A 9,647-nucleotide genomic window follows, 5' to 3' on the forward strand; every position below is an offset into this window, starting at 1 on the left:
GACATTTGGCACATCCACTGAGGTGACCGTGTGCGCAGTCACGTATTTCTGGATCACAACTTCCTGTTCCGGGCTGATCACGACGGTCTGCGCGTGCAGAACGCTCGACGTGCCCATAACGATCATTGCAGCCGTCATTGCGAGGACTCGGGTTTTCATATCTTTTCACCTTGGCAAGTGTTGCTCTTTACCTGCGGTCGCAGGTGGAGCCTCAAGCAAATTGGGTGGAAAGCGTTCCCCGTCCGGGTACTAAGTCCCATCGTCATCGGACTTTGGCCGCAACGCCCGTCGCTAGCGCGGCGCCGTGTAGGGCACAAAGTCCTATGCCCGGAACGGATGCAGATCGAAAAATATTGTTTGGCTGTGGAAATTCTGCCCGAAGGAGGAACACCTATGCAGATGAAACAGCTTTCTTTCCTGACGTTCGCAATACTGGTCGCCGGCGGAGCTCAGGCTCAGGAATCGACTGTGACCGGCGCAGCCGGCGGCGCGATTACCGGGGCAATCGTAGGCGGCCCGGTCGGCGCAGCTGTTGGTGGCGTCGCGGGCGCCGTCGCAGGCACAGCTATCGATCCGCCGCCACCGCGCGTCGTTACTTATGTTCGGGAGGCTCCGATGCCGGCCGAGACAGTTGTCGTGAAGGAAAAGGTCGTTGTCGGCGAGCCGCTTCCTTCGACTGTGGTCGTTCATCAGGTTCCGGACGAACCGAAATATTCTTATGCCATCGTCAACAAGCAGCGAGTAATCGTTGAACCGACCACGCGCAAAGTCGTGCAGGTTATCAACTGATGGCATTGCCTGCCGGGTTGTCTTCCCGGCAGGCCTTTTATAGGTATTTAAGTCCTCTTAAGCTGCGGCATCTCTTCGTTTTTCGTCTTATCATCAAGGCTGAATCTCCGCGAAAGCGCTCTGTCATCGACATATCCACATTCGTCAAGTTTTATCGAAACCGACCTTGAGTGCGCAGTTTAACGAACTGTAAATACTGATGTATTCACAAATAATTTTCATCAAATTTTAGGTTTTACTAAATAACGATCGCCGCGGGGTAGCAATCACGCCAGGGGAAATCTAAGTGTCCGTCATTACCGTTAAAAAACCGATCTGGATCAGAATAACAGCTTACGGCTTTGCGTCCGTGCTTTTTGCGAGCGCGGCAATCGGCGGATTGGCATGGTATCGTCAAAATGAGATGAATTCGCAAGCTCTTCACAGCAAGGCAGAAAGCGACCTCCATGTTATTCAGACAGATATGGCAGCAATACAGCGCTCCGCATCGGCTCTGGCACTGACGCTCGCCGGAGAACCGGATATTGCCGGCTACATCCAGAATAATGATCGCCAGAAACTTCTCGATAAATTCTCGTCAAACATCAAGGCCGTGGCACAACAGGGCGGGTTGCAGAATTTTACCGTAGCGGATGCAAACGGAAATGTAATCGCCCGCGTGCACGCGCCTGAGAAATTCGGCGACAACTATCTGGCTCGCCGCAAGACAGTCGGCGCGGCGGTCACAACGGGAAAAGTGGCGGCAGGAATAGAACCGGGCCGAACCGGAATTGGCGTTTATGCCGTCGCGCCTGTCTTGGCCGATGGAAAGGTCGTCGGGGTGGTAGACATCGGCACGGAACTATCCAACGCCTATTTTACACCTATCGCAGAGCGCATTGGCGCTGAGATCTCCGTGAACGTCGTCCAGGACGGAAAACTGGTTAATCAGTCCTCGACAGATGGAGGCAAGCCCTTCCTGTCGGACGAGATACTTCGGTCAGCATTCGATGGCGCGTCTGTTTTTGAACAAACTGTGCTCGATAACCGCGATATGCTGATCAAAGCGGTTCCGTTCACGTCCTTCGCTGGCGATAAAATAGGCGTCTTCGAGATCGGTACGGATGCGACTACGCTTTTGGCGGAGGCCCGTTCATCGCTTTGGACCATGATCGCTGTCACTCTCCTGACCTCACTATTAGCTCTTACTGCCTTTTTTCTGTTCGCTAAATCTCTCGGCAATGCAATCGGCCGCCTGACGGGCACGATGACCAGGCTCGCATCCGGTGATCTTTCAACGGATATAGACGGTGAGGATCGCTCTGACGAGACCGGTGCGATGGCACGCGCCGTGCGGGTCTTCAAGGACAACGCCTTGAAGACAAGGGAACTCGAAAATCAGGCGGATGAACAGCGGCAAATGACCGAGGAGCAACGGCGCCAAATTGCCGAGCAGGAACGTGTCCGTTCAGAGGCGATGGCAGAGGCCACAAATGGGCTTGCTGCAGGGCTTAAGCGTCTCGCCTCAGGCGATTTGACGGTCACTCTTGAGCACAGCTTCGCACCGGATTTCGAAAGCTTGCGAGCAGACTTCAATGCAGCTGTCGAACAGTTGCAAGGGACACTCGGATCAGTTTCGCAAGCCGCAGTGTCTATTGACAGCGGCTCGCGTGAGATCAGCCAGAGTGCCGACGACTTGTCGAGGCGCACCGAGCAACAAGCGGCGTCTCTCGAGGAGACTGCGGCCGCCCTTGACCAGATTACGGTGAATGTCACCAACTCCTACAAGCGCGCAGAAGAAGCACGAAATATCGCAATTCAGGCAAACGACAGTGCCCGCCAGTCGGGGACCGTGGTGGCCAAGGCTGTTGAAGCAATGGAGCGGATAGAACAATCTTCAGGCCAGATTTCCAACATCATTGGCGTCATTGATGATATCGCCTTTCAGACCAATCTGCTCGCGCTCAACGCAGGCGTTGAAGCCGCGCGCGCGGGTGAAGCGGGAAAAGGCTTTGCAGTGGTCGCCCAGGAAGTTCGGGAACTTGCCCAGCGTTCTGCCAATGCAGCGAAAGAAATCAAAAGCCTGATCAGCAAGTCCACGCATGAGGTCGACAACGGCGTCAGGCTGGTCAGCGAAACCGGCGAGGTTCTCAAAACGATCGAGGATTACATTGTCACGATCAACCAGCACATGGACTCCATTGCCACGTCCTCCCGCGAACAATCGGTCGGCCTGTCCGAAGTCAATACTGCTGTCAATCAGATGGACCAGGTCACCCAGCAAAACGCAGCCATGGTGGAGGAGGCCAATGCTGCTGGCGCAACTCTTGCCGCAGAAGCTGCCCGTTTGCGTGAGTTGATCAGTCAATTCCAGTTACGTCGAGGTAGCATTGCTGCGTCGCACGAGGCGGCGGGACTTCATCACATGGCCTCTGCCATGGCAGCAGCATCTGGCTCCGGACCGCTGACGAGGCGGTCGCGGAACACCGCAGTGGTCTCTGCTGGTTACGGCGGTGCTGCACTTGCGAATAACACCTGGGACGAATTCTAGGGAACCCCCAGCATCGCATGATCTCCTCTGCCGAGGTGCACTCTCACCCGGCAGTCAGACGTGACGATGCGCGGAAAGATCTGAACTCGCTCAGCGACTGCAACGACCGCCCGTTGTCGATGGACGCCAGATCGAGGATAATCGCATTGGCAATCGTCATAGGCACAACAAGCGACTGCGATTCACCTGGGTTACCTCGTGACACCAGTATTTGATGACAGGGAGCAGGATCGATCCTCGTGCCCCCGACGTCCGTCACAGCCAGCGTTTTTGCCCCTCGCCGCTTTGCAATCTCGCGTACTTCCTGGATAAGCGGAGGTGTCCGACGGAAGGCGAGAAACCAAACGACATCTTCCGCGGTCAGTGCTGCCAGCACTTCCGCAAGCTGGTGCATCCGGCTCGCCAGATCGATCGCTTCGTAGCCGGAACGATTGAGGCGAAGCGCAACAAGCGATGAGAGCGCCGCAAAATGTCCGCATCCGAAGACCAAAATCCGGCGACTGTCGCGCAGGATTGCGGAAAACGCGCGAATATCCGCGTCGGATACGGCGTGGCGGACCTGTTGAAGAGCCGTTATCTCGCTGTCCAGGACCGACGCGAGCAGGCCGTTGTCTTCGGCCCGCACCAGCCGCGCAGCCATGCGCGCTGCAGGGCTTTCGAAGTCTCCCTCCCCCTCCGTTAAACTGGACTGCAGGAAACTTCTGAACTCGGGATAGCCTTTGAACCCCAGGCGACGGGCCAGCCTCACGGCCGATGCTGGATGAACGCCCGCGCGAGAAGAAACATCCTTTCCGTTTTCCATGGCCGCACGGATCGGATCTTGTAACAGAACGTCAAGAAGGCGCGTGTCGGCCTCTGTCAGCTTCGTCGAATAGCGATTGATAAGATCGCTGAGTGCCAATGGCGCATCTTGTTTGTTCATCAACTCGCCGCCCCTCGCCCTTCCGTGTGGCCACTGGCAGGCAAATCGATGCGGTCGCCGTTTTGAGGATCAAAGAACAGAGCACGGTCAAGATCGAAGCCGATCCAAAGCTGCTCAGTCTCCCTTGCCACCGTCTTGCGGGGGGCGGAAACGGTCAGGCGGCCCGCTGGAGTCTCACAATGGAGGAGCATGTCTGATCCTGTCATTTCGGAGAGCAGGAGGCGTCCAGGAAGAGCTGGTTGGTTGGGCTTTTCATGGTGGACGGTGAGCAAGTCAGGCCGCAGTCCCACAGTCACTTTCCCTGCTCCCGTCCAGCCTGGAAGGCTGTTGGATGCGAGGAAGTTCATCGGGGGACTTCCGAGAAAACTGGCTACGAAACGGTTCGAGGGACGGTCGTAGATCACCTCGGGGCGATCGAATTGCAATAGATGCCCGTCCCTCATGACGGCGATACGATCGGCAAGCGAGAGCGCCTCAGTCTGATCATGGGTGACGTAAACCATCGTTGCGCCCAATTGCCGATGAAGCTCCTTGATCTCCGTGCGCATTGAGATACGAAGGGAATTGTCGAGATTGGAAAGCGGCTCATCCATCAGGAAGATTGCGGCATTACGCGCCATCGCTCGGCCCATGGCGACACGCTGGCGTTGACCTCCCGACAACGCGGCGGGCTTACGATCCAGATAAGCATGCAGCTGAAGGGTTCTGGCGACCCTTTCTGCTCTCTCATTACGCTCTGTTTTGCTCATCCCGCGCAGCTCCAGGCCGAACGCGATGTTGTCGCGGACCGTCATGTGCGGATAGAGCGCATAGTTCTGGAAAATCATCGCGATGTCGCGATCTTGTGGGGGAAGATCGTTGGCGCGCTTTCCGCCGATCTCGATCGTACCTTCTTCACATTTATCCAGACCTGCGATCAGGCGCAGCAGTGTGGACTTTCCGCAACCGGACGGACCGACAATGACCACGAACTCTCCCGGCTCGATGTCGAGCGACACCCCGTGAAGAACTTGAGGTCCGTTGACGTAGGCTTTTCGGATGTCGCGCAAGGAGATGCTGCTCATGACGCCAGGTCTCCACGACGTTCTGCGCGCAGTGCAATTGCAAGCGTGGGCCGGTCTGTCGTAAAGACCTTCACTCCGAGTTCGAGGGCTTTGCTTATCTGCGCGCGCGTATGAGCCGCCCAGCACCCGAACTGAAGCCCGGCGCTCTGCACATTGGTCATCAGCTCCTGATCGGCGGTGTCGATGTGAACACCAATCTCGGGGATCCTGTGGTTGATGGCTGTCTTTATCACGATGGCTGGACCTAACTGTCTCAAGACAGGTGGACTGACGAGCCATAGCCGAGGTCTGGTACTGACATTCTCGAGTTCGTCAAGGCAGGGTATGAGAAAGGAAGAAAAGGTCGTGCGCTGAAGCATCGAACGGCGATCAAGTGTTGCGACGACCTGTTCAACGAAACCATCATAGGCAATGCCCTGGGCGTCAGGCTTGATTTCGCAGCGGAAATCCACAGCGCTCTTCGCATATATCGCGCACAGTTCCTCCAGCGTCATCGGGTGGCCACCAGCGCTGTAACGAATCGTTGCGGCCTTTACCTCCTTGAGTGCCATGTCGACCAGCGCACCCGTGGTGTCAGTTGTGGCATCGAGCGTGGCGTCGTGATGAACGACAATAGCGCCGTCCGCAGTCGGATGGACGTCGAACTCGACTTCTTCGAGCGCCATTGTGGCGGTCGCGGTAAAGCCTGCCGGCGTGCTGTCACCGAACTCAAGCGTTCCGCCGCGGTGGGATGCAATACGTGTCATGGTCTATCCTGGATTACTTGACGGCGCCCATGGTGATGCCGCGCACAAGATGGCGCTCCACCAGAAGGAAGCCTAGGAGAACGGGAAGAATGGTTATCGTGGAAGCAGCCATGACGAGTGGCCAGTCGATCAGTCCCTCCCCGGGGTTGATACGATAGAGGCGCGCAAGCCCTATTTGGAGCGTATACAGGTCCTGCTTGCCGACGGCGACCAGCGGCCAGATATAATTGTTCCATTCCGTCATGAAGATATAGAGCGACATGGACGCAATCGCGGGGCGCGACAACGGCACGATGATGCGCCATAGCACCTGGAGCGACGTTGCTCCATCCATGTACGCAGCTTCATCAAGCGCTTTCGGGATGCCCCGAAAGTATTGCCGCAAGAAGAAGGCCGCGAAGCCATTCGATATGGCAGGAAGGATCAGGCCGGCATAACTGTCCAGCAGACCAGCCTTGGCCAATGTCAGGTAATTCGGAATAAGGCTGATGTGGCTCGGGATCATGAGCGTTGCGACAGTTGCTGCGAACAGAAAGTCACCGCCCCTGAAGGAATATCGCGCGAAAGCGTAGGCCGCCATGGTAGCAAAGGTGATGCCGAGCAACGTCACCAGCCCCGCAACGATGAGACTGTTCAGCAGATAACGCGCGAAGTTGTATTGCCCGACCGCGCGCGCATAGTTGTCGAGGGTAAATGCAATATCGCCCGCATAGTAGGCATCTGCCGTCTGGAAAGACATCCAGATGGAATAGAGCACCGGTGAGAGGAACAGCAGGCCAGCCACCAGAGCCAGTCCGGCGACAAGTGGGTTCTCAGGCTTCATAATGCACCTTCCGACCAATGATGCGCGACTTCAAAATCGCGAGCCCAACCAGCAGAATGAACAGCAACACCGCGAGCGCCGACCCACGCCCGATATCAAAAAGCACGAACCCGATCTCATAGAGGAGGTTGACGAGCATGTCGGTTGCGCCAGCAGGACCGCCCTTCGTCATCACGTTGACGATCGTGAAGACCTGGAAGGCCTCGATGACTGAAATCACCAAAAGGAAATAGGTGGTCGGCATGACCAGGGGCATGGTAATACGGCGGAACACATGCAGACGCTTGCCACCGTCGACGGCGGCTGCGTCATACAGTTCGTGCGGAATCGCCTGCAGGCCGGCGATGTAAATGACGATGTCATAGCCAATCTGCTTCCATGTATTGACAAAGATCAGTACCCAGAGCGCCAGATGAGGGTTCTGCAGCCACTGAACCTTGCCCAGACCAAAGATGCCGAGCAATGCATTGACCATGCCGTAATCGGTCGAGAAGACCCAGGAGAATACGACAGCGATAGAGACAGTGGACGTCACCGAGGGTAGAAACAGAGCTCCCCGCAGCAGACGCACGTGCATGGACTCTCGAACGAGATGGGCAGCGACAATCAGTGCCAGCCCGAGCCTCAGCGGCACGGATAGTACTGCAAACAGCGCCGTCACCCAGAGGGAATTCCAGAGTTCGCGCGAGGCCAGCAACTGCTCGTAATTGCGAAACCCGACAAAGGGCATGCTCGGAGACAGGAAATTCCATTCGCGGAAACTCAGATTGAGGCTTGCCAGGATGGGAATATAGGTGAACAGCGCGATGAAGATCATCAGCGGCGCGACGAAGAGATAAGGTGTGAGCTTGCGAAGCATGTCATGACCGCACCCACAGACGCTCGGGACGTCCGTCGGTGCCCTTTTTTACGAGAAGATCAGTTGCTGAGGCGCTTTTCTTCGGCGCGCGCCTGCGCAGCAAAGTCCTTCATGGTCGCGTCCACATCGCGCTGACCGAGCGCCATCGCCTCCCACATCTTGTATTCGGTGGTGCGCATCCAGGTGACGACCGTCGTGCGGGCACGGCCGTGGGCGACAGGCAGAGATTCGATTGCAACATCGATGCCAGGCTGCGTTGCGAGAGCTTCCCTGGCGACCGGAAGATCCGCGCTCTTCTTGTTGATCGGCAAATAGCCTGTTCCGGCAAACCAGGTTGCGTTTGCTTCGGGCGACGCAGCATAGCTTATAAATTTGTAAGCAGCGTCCTGCACATCCTTCTGCGACGTCGACATGATGCCGATTCCAGCACCGCCGATCGGAACGGAACACGTCTTGTTGCATGGCATCGGCCGCACAACCAGATCGTCTCCCAGTGCCCTTTTTGATCCGACGTAATTGCCAGTCGAGTTCATCATGATCCCGACCTTCCCGGCGAGAAAGGCGTCTCGGCCGTTGTCTTCCTCGGTCACACCGTCCGGTGATGCGACCTTGCTGTCCTTCACAAGCGATGCCATCCACTGATAGGCTTCAATCGTGTTTGGCTTGTCCAGAAGGATTTCACCGGTCGCTGGATCGACCAGCTCGCTATCATTGGCCATGACCAGACCCCACCGCGCGAACTGGCCCGGCGCTGCGATACCGGAGATGCCCTGGGCGCCAAGCTTCTCGGTGATGGTTCTGGCTGCAGTGGAGATATCTTCGAATGTTTTGAGAGGCGTATCAGCCGGAAGACCCGCCCGGGCGAATATGTCCTTGTTGAAATACAGAACCGGAGTAGACGAGTTGAACGGCACAACGAAATTCCTACCGTTGATCACGCCGACTTCGCGGGCATAGTCGTAGAGGTATTCCTTTAACGGGTCGGCATCGAAATATGACGTAAGATCAGTCAGCAGGTTGTTGTTTGCGAACAGACCATAGCGTGTGACTTCAAGGATAACTGCATCCGGTGCGCGGCGTGCGGGAATGGCTGCCTGCAGCTTGGCGATGATGTCGTTGTAGCTGCCGACATACTCGGCCTCGATATCGATCCCGGGGTTGGCGGCTTCAAAACCTGCGATGATCTTGTCGAGCGTTTCGCCGTTGGATTTGTTGAAGCTGTGCCAGAACTTCACGGTTGTGGCGGCATCAGCCGACGAAACGCCAGCGGCGAGTGAAACGATGCTAGCCGCAAGGGCGGTCTGCAATTTCTGTAACATCCGTATCTCCTGTGCAAAAACAATTGCAATGGCGGCTGTCTAGCAATTGCAGAAGACACTTTCTTGAAGGTCTTGCGACGTTTTGATGACTGGGTTGGAAAGGCTCGTGGCCTTGCAACTGCGATGCCCGGTGTGTTCGCCTGGAAGGGAATCGAACTTAAATCCTGCCCTTACTTTAATCGCCCCAGAGACAAGATAGCGGTATCGCCGCAAGATTATCACCAAATGGCAGGATCTTGTCGCCGTCGTACAGCACCCAGCCTGCCTTAAAGTTGCGTCCGGTGGCCACGGCTACTTTGCGTAAGCCTTTGAAATCTGCTGCGGTCACCGTTGCCGCGGCCTTGACTTCAAGTCCAACCATATTGCCAGCTTCGTCTTCGAGAAGGATATCTACTTCGTCCTGATCCTTATCCCGATAGTGATGGCAGGTTGGTTGGACTTCGCTCCAGGTCGAAAGCCGGAGGATTTCGCCAGCGACAAACGTTTCCAGCAATGAACCAAATAGTCCTCGGTCACTTGAAATTCGATCGATCGTCATTCCGACAAACGAAGCTAAGAGCCCGCTATCGAGAAACAGGAGCTTTGGTGTCTTAAC

9 protein-coding genes are annotated in these 9,647 nt (G+C 56.3%); 2 read left to right on the forward strand and 7 right to left on the reverse strand.

The annotated features are described in order from the left end of the window. The first annotated feature begins 393 nt into the window (after positions 1-393). Together K7A42_RS08020 and K7A42_RS08025 are read left to right on the forward strand one after the other, a co-directional pair. Complete coding sequence (locus K7A42_RS08020; protein ID WP_045535278.1) at positions 394-789, forward strand: DUF1236 domain-containing protein; 396 nt, start codon at positions 394-396, stop codon at positions 787-789. Positions 790-1,075: 286 nt separating this feature from the next. Beyond that, positions 1,076-3,319 carry a methyl-accepting chemotaxis protein gene (locus K7A42_RS08025; protein ID WP_282455047.1) on the forward strand — a complete coding sequence of 748 codons (2,244 nt, stop codon included), beginning with the start codon at positions 1,076-1,078 and terminating at the stop codon, positions 3,317-3,319. Positions 3,320-3,362: 43 nt separating this feature from the next. Here K7A42_RS08025 and K7A42_RS08030 read toward each other — a convergent pair whose 3' ends face one another. The 7 genes from K7A42_RS08030 to K7A42_RS08060 form a co-directional block, all read right to left on the reverse strand. Next, positions 3,363-4,220: a MurR/RpiR family transcriptional regulator gene (locus K7A42_RS08030; RefSeq protein ID WP_322784256.1), complete on the reverse strand. Its 858-nt coding sequence runs from the start codon at positions 4,218-4,220 to the stop codon at positions 3,363-3,365. A gap of 20 nt (positions 4,221-4,240) precedes the next feature. Further along, positions 4,241-5,305 carry an ABC transporter ATP-binding protein gene (locus K7A42_RS08035; protein ID WP_282455049.1) on the reverse strand — a complete coding sequence of 355 codons (1,065 nt, stop codon included), beginning with the start codon at positions 5,303-5,305 and terminating at the stop codon, positions 4,241-4,243. Further along, positions 5,302-6,051 (reverse strand): glycerophosphodiester phosphodiesterase family protein, encoded by a 750-nt coding sequence (locus K7A42_RS08040; RefSeq protein WP_111814763.1) that lies wholly within the window; start codon positions 6,049-6,051, stop codon positions 5,302-5,304. Before K7A42_RS08040 ends, K7A42_RS08035 begins: the two co-directional genes overlap by 4 nt. 13 nt (positions 6,052-6,064) lie before the next feature. Further along, positions 6,065-6,874 carry a carbohydrate ABC transporter permease gene (locus tag K7A42_RS08045; RefSeq protein WP_282455050.1) on the reverse strand — a complete coding sequence of 270 codons (810 nt, stop codon included), beginning with the start codon at positions 6,872-6,874 and terminating at the stop codon, positions 6,065-6,067. Further along, complete coding sequence (locus K7A42_RS08050) at positions 6,864-7,733, reverse strand: carbohydrate ABC transporter permease (protein ID WP_111814765.1); 870 nt, start codon at positions 7,731-7,733, stop codon at positions 6,864-6,866. Before K7A42_RS08050 ends, K7A42_RS08045 begins: the two co-directional genes overlap by 11 nt. Before the next feature lie 59 nt (positions 7,734-7,792). Beyond that, positions 7,793-9,052, reverse strand: coding sequence for an ABC transporter substrate-binding protein (locus K7A42_RS08055; RefSeq protein ID WP_022557163.1), 1,260 nt, complete (start codon positions 9,050-9,052; stop codon positions 7,793-7,795). A gap of 175 nt (positions 9,053-9,227) precedes the next feature. Next, the coding region (locus tag K7A42_RS08060; protein ID WP_282455051.1) for a DUF4143 domain-containing protein at positions 9,228-9,647 on the reverse strand (420 nt) is incomplete at its 5' end.

The sequence above is a fragment of the Agrobacterium sp. InxBP2 genome (assembly GCF_026191755.1).
GTDB classification, from domain to species: Bacteria; Pseudomonadota; Alphaproteobacteria; order Rhizobiales; family Rhizobiaceae; genus Agrobacterium; species Agrobacterium pusense.

Excerpts from the sequence above, each read along its gene's own strand:
- K7A42_RS08045 (WP_282455050.1), bottom strand. The coding sequence starts at position 6,874 with ATGAAGCCTGAGAACCCACTTGTCGCCGGACTGGCTCTGGTGGCTGGC.
- K7A42_RS08040 (WP_111814763.1), bottom strand. The coding sequence starts at position 6,051 with ATGACACGTATTGCATCCCACCGCGGCGGAACGCTTGAGTTCGGTGAC.
- K7A42_RS08050 (WP_111814765.1), bottom strand. The coding sequence starts at position 7,733 with ATGCTTCGCAAGCTCACACCTTATCTCTTCGTCGCGCCGCTGATGATC.
- K7A42_RS08020 (WP_045535278.1), top strand. The coding sequence starts at position 394 with ATGCAGATGAAACAGCTTTCTTTCCTGACGTTCGCAATACTGGTCGCC.
- K7A42_RS08055 (WP_022557163.1), bottom strand. The coding sequence starts at position 9,052 with ATGTTACAGAAATTGCAGACCGCCCTTGCGGCTAGCATCGTTTCACTC.
- K7A42_RS08035 (WP_282455049.1), bottom strand. The coding sequence starts at position 5,305 with ATGAGCAGCATCTCCTTGCGCGACATCCGAAAAGCCTACGTCAACGGA.